The following is a 20,242-nucleotide window of genomic DNA, read 5'->3' on the forward strand; positions in this document are numbered from 1 at the left end:
CAGCGATGGACTCTCCAGTCGCGTTCCTCGAGGACCACGGCGAGAAGTTCTTCCTCGGCGTGTACTTCCTCATCATGATCGTCGTCGCCGGGCCGCTCTTCCTGACGCTCGGTGAGGCGTGGATCGCGTCCGACGTGTTCCGGCCACTGATACTCTCGTTGAACCCGCTGTTGTCGGTGTCGCTCGAGCAGTTCTCCGCCATGGTGTTCGGGATCTACCTCGGCCTGCTCGCGCTGATGACGGTCGACCCGAAAAAGCGTGTTCAGGGGGCCTTGCTCTGGCTCGGCACCGGCTCCGCGCTCATCGGCCTGCTTTCGATCGGCCTGTTCATCCCGAATATTGATTTCGTCGCGAACATCGCCTGGCTCGGGGCCGGCCTCGTCGGCGGCACGATCGTCGGCGGCGGCAAACAGCTGATGGAGGTCCGGACCACCTCCGCGCTCGAGTTCCGTCGGTCCGCGAGCATTCTGTTCTACCTGATAACCGCCATCGTCCTCGTCGGCCTCGTCGAATTCCACGTCAACTTCCCGCAGTTCGTCGACCCCTCAGGCGGCACTGTCGAGATCATCGCGCCGGAGCCGACGGTCTCGGTCGCGTGGGGTGGGATCACCACGAACGTGCTGATGGCGGGCGTCTTCGTCGTCACGCTCCGGCGGTTCGTCACGTACGACTCCTCGGAGAACTTCTTCGTTCTCGGGCCGCCGGGGTCGGGCAAATCGCTGTTCCTCGTCGGGAAGTATCTCGCCGCGCTCGACGACGCGGTCGATCGGAAAAGCGACACGCCGCTGAACCCGAGCGGCGACCTGATGGAGCTCGTCGGCCGGCTCGACGCCGCGACCCAAAACGCCGGTTGGGAGCTCGACTCGACGGGTGCGACCGAGGTCGAAGATCTTCAGTTCCGGTTCGTCAACGGGCGGGTCTTCCCGAAAAACATCGAGCTGTCGAGCCTCGATTACGCCGGCGAGTATCTCGAGGAGCTTCCGGGCGCGCTGATGAGCCCCGACTCGGAGATCGACAACTCCACGGTCCAGCTGCTGTCAGACCGCGTGCGCGCGGCGAACACGCTGATTCTGGTGATCGACGTCGAGCGGTATCACAACAACGAGCCGCTGGGGATCGAGCCGTACTTCGACATCCTCGATACGGCCGACAACAAGGACGTGCTCCTCGTCGCGACGAAGTCCGATATCTTGGCCCAGCAGTTCGAAGACGAGCAGGCGCTGGACCCGCACCAGTACTTCGAGGACTTCCGGCAGTACGTGAACGACACGCTAATCGAGAACAACCAAGCCGTTCGGACGCTCGTCCAGGACACCTCCGGCGCGGAGATCCACCCGGTGTACTACGAGACGACGGTGAACGACGACGGCGAACGCGTGCCGATGCGCGACCGCAATGGGAACGTGATGACGGTCGGCTTCGAGGAGCTGTTAGAGAAACTGGGGTGATCACGCATGTCAACGCTACGCATCTACGACACGAAGGGGAACGCCTACTCCCCTGATGGTACCGCGACGGGATCCAACGAGCAGATCAAAGAGCTGTTTTACGGCGGCGTTCGGCTGGCGATTCGGTCGGACCACAGACAGGAGATCAGTCTGTTCTTCCGTGCGCGTGAGTCCCGCAACGCGCGCACTGAACAGTTCTACGCCGTCTACTCCGTGGACAACTCCGCGGCGCCGCTTCAAGACCTCATCAGCGATCTCACGACGCGTATCGAGTCCGAGTGGGGGTACACGATTGACGAGTCCTCGGACGAGATGCAGGTGTACCGCGAACTGAAACGCGGGAACACGGCCGTCCCTGGCGACAGTACGGAACAGGATATCCTCGCCGAGCTCATCACGTCCCGGAGTTCGGTGACAGTGGGTGTGTCGGACGAACGCAACGCCATCGGCCTACTCAGCGAGTACCTCGGGCAGTACGACCAAGCAGCAGTCGCCGACTCGATGGATGCGGACGTACTCTCGACGTTCGACCTCGTCGTCACGCCGGGTGACCACCGCGGTATCACGCCGCTCGGCGCGACGGAAGAGCGGTGGGAGTCGACGTCTCGGTCCCTCCGCGACAAGCATATCAAACAGGAAATCGCGTCGATCCGCGAGTCGGTCGAGACGCTTTCGCGAGACTATGGCCTGTCAAACGGCGAAATTCGAAAGCGCGTCCAGAGTAGCGTGCCGGCGCTCAAACCCCCTGCGACCAGCTCTAACCTCGGGTCACGAGGGACCCAGTCGGACGACGATTCGCTGCTTTCTCCGGAAGTAGGGCTGTACATCGCCATCGGGGCCGTCGTGTTGCTCGTCCTGTTCGCTGCGGTTACTTTTGGCCCTTCGCTGTTGGGCCTCGATTCCGGTGACGCGGGCGACCAATCGACCGTGTCCGGTGCGCTTATCGATAATACGACTGGCCAGCAACTCAACAGTTCGACCGGGAACATCTCGGTTATTCTCCGCAACGAAAACGGCTTGCTGAACACGACTGACCAGCCGACGTATAATTTCAGTGTCAACGAGACGCTGATAGCGAACGCCACTCTGGTCGCCACCGCAGACGGCTACGAGGAGCAGCGGCTGAATATTTCTGAGGACCGTCTCGGAGGGAATATCTCCCTGGATCCGACCCCACCTGCCGACGATTCTTCCGAACGCTCCCGTGTTGAGGGCGCCGTGATCGACTCAAACACCAGCGAGGGTGTCGCCGGCGCCACCGTCGTACTCACCAATAGCGACGGTGGGACCAGGGAGGCCACCACGGAGAGCGGGGGGACATACTCGTTTGAAAACATCACGTACGGTGAGTACACGCTTTCGGCGAGTGCCACCGGCTACGTGGCGTCGGACAACCGCAGTATCAGCGTGAACAGCCCCGAAACGCAACTCGATAACCTCACGATACCACCTCAGGCCTCGCTGTCCGTCCGTTATATCGCGTCGAACACTAATGAGTCGCTGACTGACGGCCGCGTACGCCTGATCGACAGAGAGACCGGTGCTGAGATCGACAATACAACAAAAGGCGGCAGTGCTTGGTACAACAACAGCAATGTCGATCCCGGTCAGTATACTCTTGAGTTGTCTGAACGGAGCGGATACGAAAATAAGAGCATCGATATTACGTTGACCCCAGGAGAGACTTACCAAACAGAGGTCACCGTCCAGTGCACGGCGGCTAATTGTTGAGTTCACGGTAGATAACTACAACTCCTGTGTGCGTTTTCGACCAACGATGACAACCATATTGTTCCGACACGATCTCAGCGTATGTTGTAAGCTCCGTCAACATGCCGCTGACGCTTCACTGGTTCTCACCTCCTAGCGCCCCTATCTGCTATTTGGATGCGTCGTCTTCGGGAACTAGATCCACAGGAGACTCGATTAAAACACGACATATCCGTTGCTCACCGTGACGTCCGCTGATGAATACACGGACTTCAGTATCCAGATTACTCCGGTCAACCCCTGTCTCGTCGGTAGCGTTCAGATAAGCTGATCCATGCGAAGTTGAACGCTACCTTCACGACCGCCGTGGTGTTCCTGATGTAGGGGAGCGGCGGCGTAAATCGGCTCGTTGTGGCCGTCTTCGCTGGCGGTCGGCGGCCGGTCGCGGTGCTCCGCGCGGCGCCGCGGGGACCTCGATCCGCTCGACGATGTCGTTCACCACGGTCGTAGGCGAGGTGTCTTGGACCGTCGCCTTCGAAGTCAACGCGAGCCGGTTGACGAACGCGTCCGCAACGACGGCCTTGACGTCGTCGAGCGGGACGTACTCCCGGCCGTTCACGAGCGCCCGCGCCCGGCTGGCCTCGAAGAGGCGCTTGGATGCCGCGCGGCGACACCCCGACCTCAACCCGACCGTCAGCGCGGGTCGCCTCGCCGAGCGTGATCATATAGTCGCGGAGCGACCCGCCGACGGTCACGCGCTCCGGAACGTCCTGAAAGCGCGGGACGGTCTCGCCGTCGATGACCCGATTCAGCTCCGGAGCCCGAGCCGTGCGGTCGTCCCACCGGTCGAGGACCGTTCGTATCCCCTCGCCGTCGGGGGATCCGAGTGTCGCCTTCATGATGAACCGGCCGCGCTGCGCCTCCGGAAGGGCGAACGTTTCCTCCTGTTCGACCGGATTCCGCGTCTCGATGACGAAGAACGGGTCTTGGAGCTGGTAGGTGGTGCCGTCCGCCGAGACCTGCCCTTCCAACATCGCCTCGAGCAGGGCCGCCTGCGTCTTCGGCGGTGCGCAGTTGATCCCGTCGGCCAGCACGACGTTCGCGAAGATCGGGTCCCTCCGCGAACGCGAACTCGCCGGCCTCCTCGCGGTAGATATGCGATTCGGTAATATTCGACGGTAGCAGGTCCGGCGTGAACTGGCCGGTTGAAGAAGAGTCCGAGCACCGTCGCAAAGCTCTACGCCGTGGGGATTTTTCCGGTGCCGGAGACGTCCTCCAAGAGCACGTGCTCCCGGGACAACACGCCGGTGAGGACGGTTTTGATGACCGACCGGCCGACAAGGCGACGTCCGATATCGTGTCGATGCCATCACCGTACCCGCTGCTGCGTCACCGACAACCATACGTCTCCCTCCCGGGCACCCTATTTTATCCATCCAACATCTCAACACAGGTGCCAAACTCGGAATCGGCGCCGACCGTGGACCGACTCTCGGACGTAGCGGCCGCGGGACTCCGTGCGTCAGCACCCCCTCGGGACGCGGTTCGGGGAAACGCGCCGTGTAAAGCGACGTATGTTACCGCGTGCCAGTATCGTTATCTGCGAGCGGCGCCTACGTCCGCGCGGTGTTACACATATGACAGGACAACAGATCCTGCTGATCGTCGGCGACTTCGGCGAGGACTACGAAATCATGGTCCCGTTTCAGGCGCTTCAGGCGGTGGGCCACGAGGTCCACGCCGTCTGTCCGGACAAGGAGAGCGGCGAGACGGTCAAGACCGCGATACACGACTTCCGTGGCGACCAGACGTACTTGGAAACCCGCGGCCACGACTTCGAGCTCACGCACGGGTTCGACGACGTGGATCCGAGCGACTACGACGCCCTGGTCGTCCCCGGCGGACGCGCCCCCGAATACCTCCGCGGCTACGACGAGGTGCTCGACGTGGTGCGGCACTTCTTCGAGGCCGACAAGCCCGTCGCGTCGATCTGTCACGGCCCGCAGATCCTCGCGGCGGCGGGCGTGCTCGACGGCTACGAGATGACGGCGTACCCGGCCGTCAGGCCCGAGGTCGAGGCCGCCGGCTGCTCGTGGGTCGACGGCGTGACGACCGACGGCAACCTCGTCACCGGGCAGGCGTGGCCCGACCACCCCGAGTGGATCGCGCAGTTCCTCGACCTCCTCGGGACCGAGATCGAACACGAAGGGGCCGCGGCGACGGCCGACTGAACTCTTCGCTTTTCGTGTCCGACCCCCGCGCACTCGCCGTCAACGTCGCCGCCAACACGAACGAACCGGGGTTCCGCGGCCCCGTCTACCCCGACGGCTCGTTCACGTACGTCCCGATCCCGGAGTCGGCGTCGACGCTGGCCCGCGAAGGGTTCCCGGTCGACGAGCCGCTCCCGACGTACGGCGACCTCAACCTCCCCTTCGCGGTCCCCGAGGGGCTGCGTGAGACCCCCGTCCACGCGGACCCCGAGTTCCCGGGGGTTCACGGCCGCGAACGGGCGACCTACGGCGACCCGTACGGCGTGAAGGCAGGCCGGATCGCTGACCTCGTCCCCGGCGACTGGCTCCTCTTCTACGCGACGCTCACGCTGCGACCGCACGGGTGGAAGGGCCCGGGGGACGACCGCCCCGAGGCTGCGGACGCCGACGAGCGCGACGGCGACGCGGACGCCGACGAGCGCGACGGCGCGTGGCTCCGCGAGCGAGGAGTCGCCGTCGATGCCGACCTCGCGCCCGACTGGGGCGCGTACCTCTTCGCCGGGATGCGGGTCGATCGCGTGCTCTCGGCGACGGACGACGACGAGGGCGACGACGGTGTCGTCGACCGCGCGGCCGCGGTGGCGGCCGCGCCGACGAACGCGCACCTGAAGCGGGACCCGTTCGACGCCCGCGTGGTCGCGGTCGGCGACCCCGACGCGTCCGGGCTCTTCGACCGCGTCGTCCCGCTGAGCGCGCCCGACGCCGGGAGCGAAGCGAACCCGACCATCACCGACCTGTCGAGCGACTCCGGGAAGGGCCCCTGGTGGCGACGCCCGATGGCCTTCGACGCGCCGGCGACGAGCCGGGTGCTGGCGCGGATCGACGGGATCTGACGAAGCGTACCGCTCCCGTCGCCACCGCGATTTATGAGGCGCGGCGCCGTTGCGGGAGGTATGAGCGACGAAGACCCAGAGACGAGCGACGAGGCGGCAGACCGCGGCGCGCCGTCGCGGCTCGGCCGCGTCCTGCTCGGCGTCGGCCTCGCCGCGCAGGCCTCGGAGGACTTCCGCGACATGGACGACACGATCGAGTACGCCGAGTCGGCGGGGGTCCCGATGCCGGACGTCGCCGCGCCGTTCGCTTCCGGTATGATGGTGGTCGCCGGCCTCGGTATCGCGCTCTGGCGCGTCCCCCGGATTGCGACCGGCGCGGCGGTCGCGTTCCTGACCGTCGTGACCGCGACGATGCACGACTTCTGGAACGCCGACGAGGGCGACAAGAGCGGCGAGCGGCTCGCCTTCTTCGGCAACCTCGCGATGCTGGGCGGGGCCCTGGTGTTCCTTCGCGAGGCGTACAAGAAGTGACCGGCGGCGAGGCACGACGCGCCGCCGAGTCGACTTATAAATCACTCTCGGGATCGACCTCCACAGCTCCACCGCTCGTCGACGAGCGCGGCGGCTCACAAGTCGCGAAAAATCGGCGAACGGCTCGGGCAGACTCCTACTCGTTCAGCACGCTCGACCACTGGCTGGTGTACGTCGGCTGGTTCGGCTCGAAGGAGACGCGCTGAGTGATCGTCCCGTCGCGCTCCTGGAACGCGTTCACGTACGCCTCCTCGAGCGACTGCCCGTAGGCGTCGTTGAGGTACAACGTCCCTGAGCTCTCGGCGCCGACGTTGTCGCCCACGGCGAGGTCCGCCATCGCGGGCCCCTGGAGCAGGTCCGAGGGCGCGGTCCGGAAGATGTAGTCGTTGTCGTCTAAGTCCGTCACGTTCGGGTCGGTCGAGGACGGGGAGATACCGACGACGCCGTTCGGGATGAACACCTCGTCCGCGACCTGGAGGTTGACGTTCGAGGAGGCCGGGCCGACGACGGCGGCGAAGCCGGCGTTGACGAGGGCGTTCGCGCCGGAGATACCGGCCTGCGGGTTGGTCTGGGTGTCCTCAACCCGCGTCTCGACATCGACGTTGAGGCCGGCGTCGTTGACCTGCGTCGCGGCCAGCAGCGCCCCGTCGCGGATCGGACCGCCGAGCGGCCCGAGGTCGCCCGTCTCCGGCATCAGCACGCCGATGCGAGCCGTGAATGAGTCCACGCCGACGGGCTCGGCCGCGGTCGCGTTCCGGTCCTCCTCGGTGAGGTCGTTCCCGAACTCGACGGTGTCCAGGGTGACGAGCTCGCCGTCTTGGAAGTCGATGATGTCGTAGGCGGCGGTGGCCATGTCGCCGTTGACATCGAAGTTGACGCTGGAGGACGCGCCCACGTACTGGACAGGGTCGCCGGCGGCGACCGTCTCGACGGCCTCGGGGAGGTCCGCGGGACCGAACTCCTCGCCGCCGGGGTTGGCGACGGTCCGGACACGGTCGCGGATCGCCGCCCCGTCGTTCTCGCCCGCGGCGGTCGCCGCGAGGATCTCCACCGCCATCGCGTCGAACGCCTGCGAGGTGAACACGCCCGGTTCCTCGCCGTACTCCTCCTGATACGACTCCGCGAAGAACTCCGCGCCGGGGCCGCCCGCGGAGGGCGCGGTGCCGATGACGTTGTTCATGTCGTTGTCGACCTCGCCGGGGAGGTCGGCGTCGATCAGCCCGTCGGGGACGATGATGTCGAGGTCCGGCGCGCTGTCGGCGAACTCCGAGTAGAAGTCGCGGAACAGCTGAATGCCGGACTGCGGGAAGCCGACCACCATCACGGCGTCGGGGACGTCGGAGCCGTCACCGCCGTCGCCGCCGTCGCTTCCGTCGGAGCCGTCACCGCCGTCGCCGCCGTCAGAGCCGTCGCTCCCGTCGCCGCTCTCCGTCGAACAGCCGGCGAGCCCCGCGATTCCGACCGCTCCGGCGCCCCTGAGTACGTCGCGTCGCTGGATTCTTCGCGTCATTCTGTGAGCGTATACCATACGAGTCATTATAAGTGTATCCACGGCCACAAATACGACCCCGGCGGAACTCGGACGCATCAGGCCGGTTCTGTCCCGTACAGGTGCGCTCTACCAACCGTTCGCCGATCGACTCCCGAGCGCGAAAACGACCCTCATTCTCGTACGCTGATAAGAAATCGATCGGTGCCGCGGCCGCGCTCGCCCGAACTCAGTACCCCTGCGCGTTCCCGTCTTTCCGGGGCTCGGTGGCGGCCGACAGGACCCCGTCCCGGTTCCGGGCGATCTGCGCGCCGCCGAACATGACCGGCGAGAGCGTCCGCACGTCGTGGTCCTTCCGGACGAGCTTCGCCGCGGCGTCGTCGTCGAAGTGCGGTTCGAGCCCCAGTTCGCCGCTCTCGCGGTAGCGCCACCGCGGCTCGTCGAGCGCACGCTGGAGCGGCATGTCGTAGTCGACGATGTTCGAGATCACCTGGACGTGGCCCTGCGGCTGCATGTAGCCGCCCATCACGCCGAAGGCGGCCCAGTCGTCCTCGTCGAACCGAACGACGCCCGGGATGAGCGTGTGGAAGGGGCGCTTGCCGGGTTCGAGACTGTTCGGGTGCTCCGGGTCGAGCGAGAAGGACGCGCCGCGGTTCTGGAGGGCGATGCCGGTGTCGCCGGCGACCAGGCCGGAGCCGAAGCCGGCGAACCGCGAGTTGATGTAGGAGACGACGTTGCCCGCGTCGTCGGCGACGGTGAGGAGGACGGTGTCGGCGTCCTCGGCGTTCGCGTTCGGCACGCCGAAGGAGACGTCGTGCGAGGCGGTCTCGCCGACGCCGGCGGCGCGCTCGGCGGCCCACTCGCTCGACGCGAGCGGCGGGACCTCCTCGTACTCGGGTCGGTGATGTAGCGGTGGCCGTCGTGGAAGGCTCTCTTCAATGCCTCGGCGAAGTAGTGGACGCGCTCCGGCGAGTCGTAGTCGTACTCGCCCGCACCGAGTTCGGCGGCGACGTTGAGCGCCTCTAAGGCGATGAGCCCCTGGTTGTTCGGCGGGAGCTCGTACACCTCGGCGCCGTTGTAGGTGGTCGACACCGGATCCGGCCACTCGACCTCGAAGTCGGCGAGGTCGTCGACGGTCATGAACCCGCCCTGCGACTGGACCTCGTCGGCGATCGCCTCGGCGATCTCGCCCTCGTAGACGACATCGGCGCCCTCCTCGGCGATCTTCCGCATGGACTCGCCGAGCCGCGGGAGCGTCACCGTCTGCCCGACGTCCGGCGGCTCGCCGTCGAACAGGAACGCCTCGCGGGCGTGGTCGTCGGTGAACAGCGCGTCGGCGCTCGCCCAGTAGGAGGCGATGACCTCGGACACCGGGTACCCCTCCGTCGCGTAGCGGATGGCCGGCGCGAGCGCGTCCGCGAGGCTGAGCCGGCCCAGCTCCTCGACGGTCGCCTCCCAGCCGCGCGCCGTCCCGGGGACCGTGACCGCGTGCGGGCCGTAAAAGGGCATCCCAGCCTCGCCCGCGTCGTCGACCGCGTAGCCGCCGTCGTCGGGGTAATAGGAATCGGCGTCGTCGTCCTCGGCGAGCGCCGCCTTGACGTTCTCGATCGTCGCGTCCGCGGGCGCCCCGCCGCACGAGCGCATCGCGCCGACCTCGCCGTCGGCGGTCCGATACAGTGCGAACACGTCGCCCCCGAGCCCGGTCGAGGTGGGCTCGACGACGTTGAGCGCGGCGGCGGTCGCGACCGCGGCGTCGAACGCGTTCCCCCCCTCGCGGAGGACTTCGATCCCCGCCTCGCTCGCGAGCGGCTGACTGGTCGCCACCACGCCGCGCTGGCCGTACACGGTCGACCGGCGCGACGTGAATCGGTCTAAGTCTGGCTCCATACGAACTCGTCCGGCGCGCGAGTGAATAAAGCCCCGACCGGATGTGTCCGGTGTCGGTCCGCCGCGGTCGGCGGGACACGCGGCTGCGACCGCGGACTGCTTAGGAGTGTTTGGCCGCCAGCACGTCGATCTCGTCGACCTGCGGCTCCTCGGCGAACAGCTCGTCGGCGCGTTCGAACAGCTCCGCCGCGATCTCGCCGTCGAGGTGCGCCTGCCGGCCCTCCTCGTTCGGGAACGTGTCGAAGATGCCGAACGTGGTCTCGTCGAGCCGCAGCGCGAACCACGTCGTCGTCTGCTCCTCGGCCTCGGCCGCGGGCAGCGCGGACTCGAGGAACTCGGCCACCTCGCCGGCCTTCTCGGGTTTGGCTTCCAGCCGCGCCTGGAGCGCGTACTCGGAGTCGGACATTCCTGTAGATCGGAGGGCTGCGACGCGTAAAACACCCGTGACACCGGGTATCCGGACGCGAAGCCTGAGCTACCATCGACGGGCTGGGGGCACACGTCGACCGGTGCGACGCCCCCGCGTCACCCCTCGAACTCGACGTAGTGCCGCACCAGTCCGCACTCGGGACACATCACCGTCGTCAGGCCCTTGTGTTCGTTCACGCCGAGCTTGCCGAGCAGCCCCGCCCGCTTCTCGCCCGTCTCGACGTAGGCGTTCCAGGCGTCGCCCATTCCGAACCTGACTTCCTCCATCGTGACGGCGCAGTCTGGGCAGCGGTGACTCATGGGTGCCGACTCGCACACGGGCGTGAAAACAATTCGTCCGCGCGATAGCCCTCGAATAACTAACCGGGTGGCGGCGGTCGATAGCGTATGAACCCGGCCCAAGTGGTTCACGACGGTGCCGTGCTCGCCCCCCTACAGTTCGGCGGGGACCTGATCGGACTGGCGATCGCCTTCCTGGTCCTCGCGATCGTCGCGGCGATCGCCGGCGCCAGCGGGGTCGCCGGCCTGAGCATGACCATCGCCAAGTGGCTCGTCATCATCTTCGTCGTGCTCGCGGTCGTCTCGTTCGTCCTCTGATCGGTCGCCCGACGCGACCGGCGGTCGGGGCGGTTTCGCCCCTCGTCTGAGACGGCGATTTCCGTCGAAGCGCCCGGATTTTCGCCGCTCTCGGACCGTGAAAATGCTACCGAGGCTCGCGTAGCCGCCGCTCACTCGGCGTCGGTTCAGAAGGTGTGGCCTCGGCACTCATAGGGCTCGTCGTCGCCGGGTGCCGAGTCCGGCTCGGAGCGGTGGTTCGTCATCGGCCGCTCGTCGGTAGTCGCGCCGCCGAATAAAAGGATCCGGCCGCGCGGTCAGTGCGACGAGCCGGCGTACTCGTTCCAGCGGTCGGTTCCGTTCGCGATCCGCCGGGTGTCGGACGGGTCGAACGTCCCCGCACACTTGGCGACCGCCTCGGCGGCGGTCGGCAGGTCGTCGGTCCCGTCGTCGGCGTCGGTCGCACCGTCGTCGCCCGGGTTCGTCGATGGACCCGATCGGTCGGTCGTCGGTTCGGTCTCGGTCGCCTCGCGCGTGCTCGGACCGCCGGGACCGGCCGTCGTCCCCGCCGTCGAGCGTGCGTCAGTCGTGTACTACGGGTGGCACGACTCGACTAACGAGCGTATCCTTCATAATTGTTTATGTTGGTACGAGCTTTCGCCGGCCGGGTCGAGGTGACCAGGTCGACCGCGGCGAGCGCGCCGCGCCTACCAGGCCGACCACGCGGTGAGCGTCTCGTCGCGGGCGTACACCCGCTTGAGGTCCTTCGCGTAGGCGAGGTCGCCCGGGTGGTCGAGCTTCTCGTGGCGGTACTCGGGGCGTCCTCGCGGATCTGGAGCCCCTCGACGGTGAACTCCTCCTCGCCGAACTCGACGGTCTCGTCGACGGTGAACTCGTAGTCGCCAGGGACGTTCACCCGCAGCGAGCGGGTCTGGTCCGCCTCGCCGTCCTTCGGGTGGAGCGTGACGGGGACCGCGACGTTGTCGACCGCGCGGGTCCACAGCGTCTCCACGTCGGTGATGTCCGCCTCCTCGACGCGGTTCTCCGGCCCGAGCTCGATCCCCGTGATCCGCACCTGCATCAGGGCGTCGTCGGTGTCGACGACGAACTCCTCGCCGGTGCCGACGTCGCCCTCGGCGGGCACGTCCATCGTCGTCGTGAACGAGTCGCCGTCCTGCGAGACGACGATCGTCACGGCGACGGTCTCCTCCTCGGGGATTTCGGTCTTGTGGGTGTGGTCGCACTCGGTACAGCGCACGGTGGCCTGCCCGCCCGGACTGAGGACCTCGTGGACGGTCGGCTCGGAGGGCGAACACGACGGACAGGGGAGTCCGACGCGCGCGCCGGCTTCGGTGTCGCTCATTGGGCGCTCGTATCCGCCGCGCCCGTAAATATCCGCCCCTGTGGGGCCGGTGTGGGTCGCGCTCGCGTGGCGCGCGGCGGTCGAGAGCGGAGACGCGGTGCGTCCGCGCGGTAAGGAAACTGGTTTACCGGTGTCCGCGGAACGGTCGCCCATGATCGTACCCGGGTCCAGCTCGCAGCAGCTCGCGGCCGCGCTCGCCGCGGAGACGGGCCGGGCGCTCGCGACCCCGACATACGACCGGTTCCCGGACGGAGAGGGGCTCGCCGCGGTGCCCGACTTCGACGCCGACGAGGCCGTGATCGTCGCCGCGACCGACTCCGACGAGGCGTGGGTCGAACTGCTCCAGCTCCAAGACGCCGTCTGCGAGGCCGGCGCGACGGACGTGACCACCGTTGTCCCCTATATGGGGTACGCCCGCCAGGACGACTCCTTCGGCGACGGCGAGCCGGTCTCGGCCCGCGCGATGGCGCGGGCGATCTCGACCGGGACCGACCGCGTCGTCCTCGTCAACCCCCACGAGACGACCGTCGCCGACTTCTTCGACGTCCCCGCCGAGGCGGTCGACGCCGCGGGCGTCCTCGCGGACCCCCTTCCGGCCGATCTCGATGACCCGCTCTTCCTCGCGCCCGACGAGGGCGCGATCGACGTGGCCGCCACCGTCCGCGACGCCTACGGCGCTGGCGAGACGGACTACTTCGAGAAGCATCGCGACCGCGAGACGGGCGCTGTCGCCGTCTGTCCCTCGGACGCGCCGGTCGCCGACCGCGACGTGGTCGTCGTCGACGATATCATCGCGACCGGCTCCACGATGAGCGAGTCGGTCGCCGTCCTCACCGACCGCGGCGCCGCCCGCGTGCTGACGGCCTGCGTCCACCCCGTCCTCGCGGCCAACGCGGTGACGAAGCTCCGCGCCGCCGGCGTCGACCGGATCGTCGGCACCGACACCGTCGAGCGCGGCTGTAGCGTCGTCAGCGTCGCGCCCGCGGTGGCCGACGCGCTGGACTCGCGGTAGAGGTCACTCGTCGTCGATTTCTCGGATCACCTCGGCCGGGTTGCCGCCGACCACCGTCCGCGCCGGCACGTCGTCGACCGCCACCGCGCCCGCGGCGACAACCGCGCCGTCGCCGATCTCGACGCCGGGCGTGATCACCGCCCGCCCGCCGATCCAGACGTCGTCGCCGACCGTGACGGGGTCGCCGAATTCGAGGCCGGCCGCGCGCTCCTCGGGGTCGAGTGGGTGCGTCGCGGTGTAGACGTGGACGCCCGGCCCGAGCATACAGTTCTTCCCGAAGTCGATCGGCGCCACGTCGAGGAAGACGCAGCCGTAGTTCGCGAAGAAGCCGTCGCCGACGCCGACGTTGTACCCGTAGTCGCAGCGGACCGGCGGAACGACGGTCGCGTCGCCGCGGAACTCGCCGAACAGCTCGCTGAGGAGTCGGTCGCGCCGGTCGATCTCCGTCGGCGCGGTGTCATTGTACCGGCGGCAGCGGTCCCGTGCGCGCCGGCGATCGGCGACGAGTTCGGGGGCCGACGGGTCGTACGCCTCGCCGGCGAGCATCCGCTCCTTCTCGCGTCCCATACGACTCCCGATGCGGCGAGCGGCAAAGGGCTGTCTGTCGGCGGTGACGAAGTTTGTTATTTATAAACGGAGTTGCGTGTTGCCGGCTGCCTTTTATAAATCGTAAGCCGTGTCTCGGCGGGGAACTCTCTCCCAAACCCGGTCACTCGCTTATAAACGACTGACTGTAGATCGGCGGAGAACGCCTCCAAGGCCCCAGCCGCTCACTTATAAATGGCTGATCGCGGATCGACGGAGAACGCCTCCAAGGCCCCAGCCGCTCACTTATAAATGGCTGATCGCGGATCGACGGAGAACGCCTCCAAAGCCCCAGCCGCGAGGACTCGCGCGGCTCGCTGCGCGCCTCGCTCAGTCGCTCGCGTTGCTCGCTCCTTCGCTGCGGTGCTTACGTCGCCGTGCTTCGCCCTCGCGACTGCCCCTTTGAGTCCCACCCGACCGCGACCGCACAGCACCTCACGCCTCCCCAGCCTCGTCGCTGGCGCCGCGGGCGCCAGCGACTCCCTCGCGCGTGCTCCTCGCGGCCGCCTTCGGCGGCCACTCGGAGGCGCGCGCCACCGCAGTTCGGTTTATAAGTACTCGACCCGCCCATTTCTGTCTATTTAAATACCGCATCACTCGACGCAGTCGCGACCGGGGACGATGCGGCCCGGTCAAACGATCTTCATCATCCGCGTCTCGAACTTCCCGACGCGGACGCGGACCCAGCCCGCGAGCTCGTCGTCGAGGTCTGGCTCGTCGGTGTCGACGCGGAGCGCGCGCACGTCGTCGAGCTTGGCGCGCGAGGCGACGATCCGGAGGTCGCAGCGCCGGATCACGGCCGGCGATATCTGGGGGTTGCCGCGGCCGAAGACGAACCCCTGCCCGCCGATCGGTGAGACGACGACCACGTTCTCCTCGCCGAGCGCGTCGAGGATCTCCGCCTCGGTCGCGTCGCGGACGATCACCTCACCGTCGCGCCAGACGTCGACCCCGATCGGCGACGGCTCGAAGCCGAGCTCGTCTTTGATCGCGCCCACCGTCGACCCCGGGCCGAGGACGAAGGTGACGCCCTCGCCGTCGCGCTCGCGGATGTCGGCCGCGACCCCCTCCGCCAGCGACTCGACGGTGCCGCTCGCCGTCTGTTTCGACGACTGGAGGTTGTCCGCGACCGGGACGTGCGCGACCCCGCGGAGCGTCGGGTTGACCTCGCCCTCGCGGTAGGCGTCCTCGTCGATGTCCATCACTTCGCGGCGCTCGGTCCGCGAGAACGAGGCGGCGACCTCCGCGGCGTCCTCCGGCGACACCGCGAACACCGACGAGTACACCTTCACGCCGGCGGGGACGCCGAGCATCGGCACGTCGGTCCCCTCCAGCGCGTCCGCGACGTCCGCAGCGGTCCCGTCGCCGCCGACGAACAGGACGAGGTCGACGGGGTCGGTCTCCCCCGCTTCTCCATCGGCCGCGGCCGCACCGTCGCCGTCGAGCCCCGCGAACGCCCGGACGACGGCGGCAGTGTGGGCCGCGGTCGTCTCCGTCGGCTCGGGGGAGCCGCCGACTCCGACCCCTCGCTGTCGAAGGGGTCGACGACGCGGGCGGGATCGAAGCCGGCCTCGCGGACGATCGACTCACCCATCGGGTCCGCGGCGACGGAAATCTCCGTCTCGGGCGCGACCGCGGCCAGCCGCTCGGCCATCCGTCGCGCCCGGTCCGGCGCCCGGGGTTCCGCGCCGCGCTCGACCGCCTCGGCCACCTTCCCGTCGGTCCCCTTCAGTCCGACGCGGCCGCCCATCCCGGCGACCGGGTTCACCGCGATCCCCACGTACATGCCCGACGTTCACCGCGCCGGCCTCTTAAGCGGGCCGCGTCCGGCCGAGCCGCTGCGGTTCCCGAGAGCGGCGGCCCGTCCGACCGGTTTTAAAACTCCTCAACAACGAGGCACGGGAACCAACAGGTGTCCACCCGTCTACACGAGTGCCGATGGAGTGAGCCCGCCATCGGTGACGTCTGCTCGTCTCACCGGGACTGGATCCCTCTCGCGGTAGCTGCCACACGCCCACGCCGCCCGGTCCCGTTTTCGCGTCGCGCGGCGGTACTCGTCCGTGAGATAACTCCCTCTTCGCCCGAGAATCAATACTTAAGATGCCCCCAGAACAACCCCGAGATATGATCCTCGAAGCCGCCGTGACGGAGCCGCTGCCGATCAGCGCGACCGCGGGCGCGGTCCTGCTCGCGAGCCTCGCGCTCGTCGCCGTGTGGGTCGCGTACCTGTACCGCTAGAACGCCTTTCCCGACCGCGGTCCCCCTTCTCTGCCCGACGACTCAGACGGACTCCTCCTCGACCGCGTCCGCGTGTTCGCGGATCCACGCTGCGGCGCGTTCCGCCTCCGCCTCGCTCTCGGCGGTGATCTTCACCGTCACGATCTCGCCCGGGTAGGAGCCGACGCGCACGTCGAACCGCTCGCGCAGCGACGCGATCCGGTCGAGCAGCTCGCTCTCCGGCTCGTCGACGTCGACCGTGACCACGTGGGTGAGCGTCCCCGCGAACTCCTCGGCGATTAGCTCGAACATCGTCTTCATCTCCGTCGGCACGCCGGGCAGAACGTAGACGGACTCGACGACCGCGCCCGGCGCGACTCCGGCCTCGTTCGGCAGCGGCCGGCAGTCGGCGGGGAGGTGCGTCGTCTCCGCCGCGAGGTCGCTCCCGCTGTACCCGCGCTCGGCGAGCCACGCGGCCGCCTCCTCGTTCTCGACGAGGTCGCGGCCGAACGCGGCCGCGACTCCCTCCATCGTCACGTCGTCGTGCGTCGGCCCGAGACCGCCGGTGACGATCACCGCGTCGTACTCGGCGTGGTACTCGTTGACGACTCGCGCGATCTCGCTCACCTCGTCCGGCACGACGGTCACCCGCCTGACCGCGACGCCCCGCGCGTCGAGGCGGTCGCAGAGCCAGGTGGCGTTCGTGTTCTCGGTGTCACCGACGAGGAGCTCGTCCCCGACGGTGACGACGGCGGCGTTCATACCGAACGCAAGCGCCGCGCGGTAGAAAAGGACCGCGGCGGGGGCGGCGTTCGGGGATCGACGCGCCCGCGGCCGTCAGAGCAAGCCGTCGTCGTCATCGTCGTCGTAGACGCCCAAACCGAGGTCGCGGCGGCGCTCGCGGAGCGCCTCCAGCTGTCGCCGGAAGTAGACCGTCCCGGCGACCGCGGCGACCGCTCCGATCACGAGGATGACGCCGAACACCACTAAGTCGCCCTCGCGGTACGACTGGACGACGATCGAGCCGCCCGACACCCCGTCCCAGACGATCCGGTCGCGGTCGCCGACCGCCTCGACGGAGTGGTCACGCGGCGACACGTGGCCGACGATCGGGAACTCCGTGGTGAAGCCCGGCGGGAGCGTCACGGCGTACGACCCCTCGACGTAGGCGCGCATCGTGAACCGGCGCGGCGACCCGGCGCCCGAGAACGCCGCCTCCCCGCCGGCCATGTCGTCCGCGAACCGGATCCACGTCTCGTCGGTCGTCCGCTCGATCTCGCCGCCGCGGGCGCGGAACTCGCTGCCCGTGATCACCTCGCCGTCGGGGTACCGATACCGGAACGCCTCGAACTCCAGGGGCTGGTCGCCCGCGTACGGCGTCTGCTCGTACAGCCGGATCTCCTCCCGGTCGCCGACCGCGTACACGGCGGTGTACCTCGCGTCCGTCGAGAGGGTGAACGCGGCGTCGCGGTCCGTGTCGAACTCGTACTCGCGGGGCGGCTCGGCGTCGAGCGTCTCGTTCGTCACCTCGCCGCCGCCGGTCGCGTAGCCGAGGCAGCCGGCGCTGACCGCGAGGAGGGCGATCGCCGCCGCCGCGAGCGCGAAGCGTCTGTTCACGGTTCTCGGATCTGGTTAGACCACACAGCGCATCTCGGCCGGGAGGTACGAGCCGATGGCGGCCAGCAGTCCCGGCGGGTCGGTGCCTTCCGCGCAGACGATGCTCTGTTCGAGGAGGCCGAGCCGCTCGACGGTGACGATGTCCTGCGCGTGGCCCGCGCGGTTCACCGTCGCGCGCGTCTCGCCGCGCGTCGCCGAGTTGACGTTCACCCGGCCGTCGCCGCGCTGCCAGTCGTACAGGCGGTCGCGCTCCGCGTCGGCGAGCCGACTCGGCTCCGCGTCCGGGTCACCGGCGTCGCCGCCGTAAACGAACCGCATCGGGAGGTGCTGGACGAGGCCGAACCGCTCGACGACCTGCTCCGGCGAGCCGACGCCGAGCCCGAGCTCGTCGGCCGGGACGAACACGTCGACGCCGGCGTCGAGCGTGAACCCGACGTCGTCCCACGACTCGAGCGTCCCGACGTACTCCTCGCCCGCTTCGAGGCCGCCGTCGTGGGCGACGATCTCGCCCCACGTCTCCGCGAGGACGTTGCGCGCGACCGGCGCGTCCTCGCCCGTCACGTCGATCTGGACGAAGTCGTCGTCGCGGACGCCCACCTGCCAGTCGACGTCGAGCTCGCCCACGTCGTTGGCGACGAGCGAGTTCATGCCGTCGAGGGCGCGCTCGCGGGCGTCGCCCTCGACGTAGCACTTGGTTGCGAGGACGACCATCAGCCGGTCACGTCCACGTTGAGCTCGTCGCGCAGCGCCTCGATGCGCTGGTCCATCGCGTCGCGGAGCCGGTCGTTGTCCATCGCTTCGAGCGGCGAGCCGCACTCGGGGCACTCGAAGCCGAAGTCCATCGCCTCGCCGAACTCGAAGCGGATCGAACACACCTCACAGAGGTAGAACTCGTGGGTGCGCTCGTACTCCTCGCGCTCCTCTAAGGCCTCGAGCAGTCGGTACATCTCCTCCTGGAGGTTCTCCGGGATGTTGTCGTAGTGGAACGTCCACAGGTACGTGAGCCACCCGGAGTCCTCGTCGCGGACGCGCCGGTACGTCGCCAGGTCGTTCTCGTACAGGATGAACAGCGCGCGCCGCACGTCGTTGAGCTCTAAGCCTAACTCCTCGGCCAGCTCCTCGTCGGTGACCTCGCCGTCGGGCGGCGCGGCCGCGACCGGCATCCCCGTCGGCCCCACCAGCTCGTGGAGGTACTTCTGGATGACGGGGTCGTTCAGTAGATCCTCAAAAGCCATTACGGGAAACTGGTGGTGGAATCCGGTTAAAACCTCCGAAAGGCGCGGTCGCGCTCCTCGCACGATCCCGGAGCGATCACCCTTCGGACCCCGCGGCCGACCCGCGGGTCCGGCAGAGCTTTACGGGCCGTGGCTCACACTCGCCCGTATGGCAGACTCGGTGGACGGACGGGGGCGACGCGCGCTCGGGGCCCTCGCGCTCCTCGCGGTCCCGGCGGTGCTGGCGGCGGTCCCGCTGGTCCCGCTCGCCGCGCTGCTCGGCCCCGGCGGGCTCGGGCTCGTCCCACTCGGCGCGCCCGGGGGACTGCTCGCCGCGGTCGTCGTCGGTCCCGCTGCTTCGGCGATGCTCGGCCCGGTCCTCGTCGACAGGCGGATCGCGCGGCTCCCCGCCGCCGACCTCGACGACCGCCGCGCCGACTTCGTCGCCGACCGCGTCGAGACGCTCGCGGCCGAGGTCGGCGTCGACGCGCCCGAGGTGACCGCGGTCCGCGCCGACGCCGCGAACGTCGCTGCGACGGACGGCTACCGCGGGTCGCGGCTCGTGGTCTCGACGCGGCTGCTCGCCCTCCCGAAGGCCGACCGCGACGCCGCGCTGCGCCACGCGCTGGTGCGGATCCGGACGCGGCAGGCGCTGCTCACGACCGCGACGCTCCCGGCGCTGGCGGCCGTCGAGACCGCGGCGCTGCTCGCGACGCTGCTCGTGGGACGGCGCGGAGACCGCACCGCCGCGGACCGGCGCGTCAACCGGATCCACGGCTACGAGCCGGACCGCGAGCGCGTCCCGTCGTGGGCGTACGCGGCCGCCGGGGTCTGCTGCTGGCTCTTGCTCCTCCCGGCGTGGATCCCCGCGACGGTCGGCGATCGACTCGCTGTCGCCGGCGGGCGGCGCGCCGCGGACGCGCTGGTCGCGCGGGCCGGGAGCGAGGAGCGGAACGGGCTCGGCAACGCGGTCGCGTTCGCCGGCGACGCCGCGGGCGCCGGCGACTGGCCGCCGCTCCTCGACCGGCTCTCCTTCGTCTCCATGGCCGACGCCGAGACGGGTCGCGTGCGCGGGACGAGCCGCCAGGAGGCGCGGACGCGGCTCGCGCGGCTCCGCTCGAAGCGGGCGCTGTAGGCGGCCG

At 68.7% G+C, this 20,242-nt stretch carries 16 protein-coding genes and 4 pseudogenes; 8 read left to right on the forward strand and 12 right to left on the reverse strand.

The features are described 5' to 3' along the window. The first annotated feature begins 5 nt into the window (after positions 1-5). Entirely contained in the window at positions 6-1,448 is a 1,443-nt protein-coding gene (locus J7656_RS04750) for a hypothetical protein (protein WP_017344141.1), read from the forward strand. Between the two features lie 6 nt (positions 1,449-1,454). Next, positions 1,455-3,179 (forward strand): carboxypeptidase-like regulatory domain-containing protein, encoded by a 1,725-nt coding sequence (locus tag J7656_RS04755; RefSeq protein ID WP_017344142.1) that lies wholly within the window; start codon positions 1,455-1,457, stop codon positions 3,177-3,179. A 442-nt stretch (positions 3,180-3,621) separates the two neighbouring features. Here the strand turns inward: J7656_RS04755 and J7656_RS15250 are convergent. Further along, a pseudogene (locus J7656_RS15250) lies at positions 3,622-4,512 on the reverse strand (AAA family ATPase); the annotation flags it as partial. A gap of 283 nt (positions 4,513-4,795) precedes the next feature. On the opposite strand from J7656_RS15250, the gene J7656_RS04765 reads away from it, so the two are divergent. From J7656_RS04765 to J7656_RS04775, 3 genes are read left to right on the forward strand one after another with little or no spacing between them, the layout of a single operon-like run. Further along, positions 4,796-5,389 (forward strand): DJ-1/PfpI family protein, encoded by a 594-nt coding sequence (locus J7656_RS04765; RefSeq protein ID WP_017344143.1) that lies wholly within the window; start codon positions 4,796-4,798, stop codon positions 5,387-5,389. 14 nt (positions 5,390-5,403) lie between these two features. Next, a complete protein-coding gene (locus J7656_RS04770) occupies positions 5,404-6,261 on the forward strand; it encodes an Nmad3 family putative nucleotide modification protein (RefSeq protein ID WP_017344144.1) in 858 nt (285 codons plus the stop codon). Positions 6,262-6,321: 60 nt separating this feature from the next. Next, positions 6,322-6,732 (forward strand): DoxX family protein, encoded by a 411-nt coding sequence (locus tag J7656_RS04775; RefSeq protein ID WP_017344145.1) that lies wholly within the window; start codon positions 6,322-6,324, stop codon positions 6,730-6,732. 136 nt (positions 6,733-6,868) lie between these two features. On the opposite strand, the gene J7656_RS04780 is transcribed toward J7656_RS04775, so the two are convergent. From J7656_RS04780 to J7656_RS04795, 4 genes and pseudogenes are all read right to left on the reverse strand, one after another. After that, a complete protein-coding gene (locus tag J7656_RS04780) occupies positions 6,869-8,242 on the reverse strand; it encodes an ABC transporter substrate-binding protein (RefSeq protein ID WP_017344146.1) in 1,374 nt (457 codons plus the stop codon). Between the two features lie 208 nt (positions 8,243-8,450). Continuing rightward, a pseudogene (locus J7656_RS04785) lies at positions 8,451-10,108 on the reverse strand (gamma-glutamyltransferase family protein). Between the two features lie 100 nt (positions 10,109-10,208). Next, complete coding sequence (locus J7656_RS04790; protein WP_017344148.1) at positions 10,209-10,514, reverse strand: putative quinol monooxygenase; 306 nt, start codon at positions 10,512-10,514, stop codon at positions 10,209-10,211. A gap of 119 nt (positions 10,515-10,633) precedes the next feature. Further along, complete coding sequence (locus tag J7656_RS04795; protein WP_017344149.1) at positions 10,634-10,837, reverse strand: hypothetical protein; 204 nt, start codon at positions 10,835-10,837, stop codon at positions 10,634-10,636. Positions 10,838-10,924: 87 nt separating this feature from the next. Between J7656_RS04795 and J7656_RS04800 the strand changes: the two genes are divergently transcribed. Continuing rightward, complete coding sequence (locus J7656_RS04800) at positions 10,925-11,134, forward strand: DUF1328 domain-containing protein (RefSeq protein ID WP_017344150.1); 210 nt, start codon at positions 10,925-10,927, stop codon at positions 11,132-11,134. A 665-nt stretch (positions 11,135-11,799) separates the two neighbouring features. Here the strand turns inward: J7656_RS04800 and J7656_RS04805 are convergent. Continuing rightward, positions 11,800-12,455: pseudogene (locus J7656_RS04805) on the reverse strand (HVO_0476 family zinc finger protein). Positions 12,456-12,606: 151 nt separating this feature from the next. Between J7656_RS04805 and prs the strand changes: the two are divergent. After that, positions 12,607-13,467 (forward strand): ribose-phosphate diphosphokinase, encoded by an 861-nt coding sequence (gene prs, locus J7656_RS04810; protein WP_211554272.1) that lies wholly within the window; start codon positions 12,607-12,609, stop codon positions 13,465-13,467. A gap of 3 nt (positions 13,468-13,470) precedes the next feature. On the opposite strand, the gene J7656_RS04815 is transcribed toward prs, so the two are convergent. The 6 genes and pseudogenes from J7656_RS04815 to J7656_RS04840 all read right to left on the reverse strand — a co-directional run bounded on the left by J7656_RS04815 (position 13,471) and on the right by J7656_RS04840 (position 19,121). Then, positions 13,471-14,034 carry a maltose acetyltransferase domain-containing protein gene (locus J7656_RS04815; RefSeq protein ID WP_211554274.1) on the reverse strand — a complete coding sequence of 188 codons (564 nt, stop codon included), beginning with the start codon at positions 14,032-14,034 and terminating at the stop codon, positions 13,471-13,473. Positions 14,035-14,684: 650 nt separating this feature from the next. Further along, positions 14,685-15,838: pseudogene (locus J7656_RS04820) on the reverse strand (ATP-NAD kinase family protein). A 494-nt stretch (positions 15,839-16,332) separates the two neighbouring features. Then, a complete protein-coding gene (locus tag J7656_RS04825) occupies positions 16,333-17,031 on the reverse strand; it encodes a competence/damage-inducible protein A (RefSeq protein WP_211554277.1) in 699 nt (232 codons plus the stop codon). A 75-nt stretch (positions 17,032-17,106) separates the two neighbouring features. After that, positions 17,107-17,886 (reverse strand): DUF5803 family protein, encoded by a 780-nt coding sequence (locus tag J7656_RS04830; RefSeq protein ID WP_017344159.1) that lies wholly within the window; start codon positions 17,884-17,886, stop codon positions 17,107-17,109. A 15-nt stretch (positions 17,887-17,901) separates the two neighbouring features. Beyond that, positions 17,902-18,597 (reverse strand): DUF2110 family protein, encoded by a 696-nt coding sequence (locus J7656_RS04835; RefSeq protein WP_017344160.1) that lies wholly within the window; start codon positions 18,595-18,597, stop codon positions 17,902-17,904. Beyond that, positions 18,597-19,121 carry a transcription factor gene (locus J7656_RS04840; RefSeq protein ID WP_017344161.1) on the reverse strand — a complete coding sequence of 175 codons (525 nt, stop codon included), beginning with the start codon at positions 19,119-19,121 and terminating at the stop codon, positions 18,597-18,599. The genes J7656_RS04835 and J7656_RS04840 overlap by 1 nt, the downstream gene beginning before the upstream one ends. 148 nt (positions 19,122-19,269) lie before the next feature. Here J7656_RS04840 and J7656_RS04845 point away from each other — a divergent pair, with 148 nt between their 5' ends. Further along, positions 19,270-20,235 (forward strand): hypothetical protein, encoded by a 966-nt coding sequence (locus J7656_RS04845; protein WP_017344162.1) that lies wholly within the window; start codon positions 19,270-19,272, stop codon positions 20,233-20,235. Positions 20,236-20,242: the final 7 nt, after the last annotated feature.

This window comes from Halorubrum ruber, from assembly GCF_018228765.1.
GTDB lineage: Archaea > Halobacteriota > Halobacteria > Halobacteriales > Haloferacaceae > Halorubrum > Halorubrum ruber.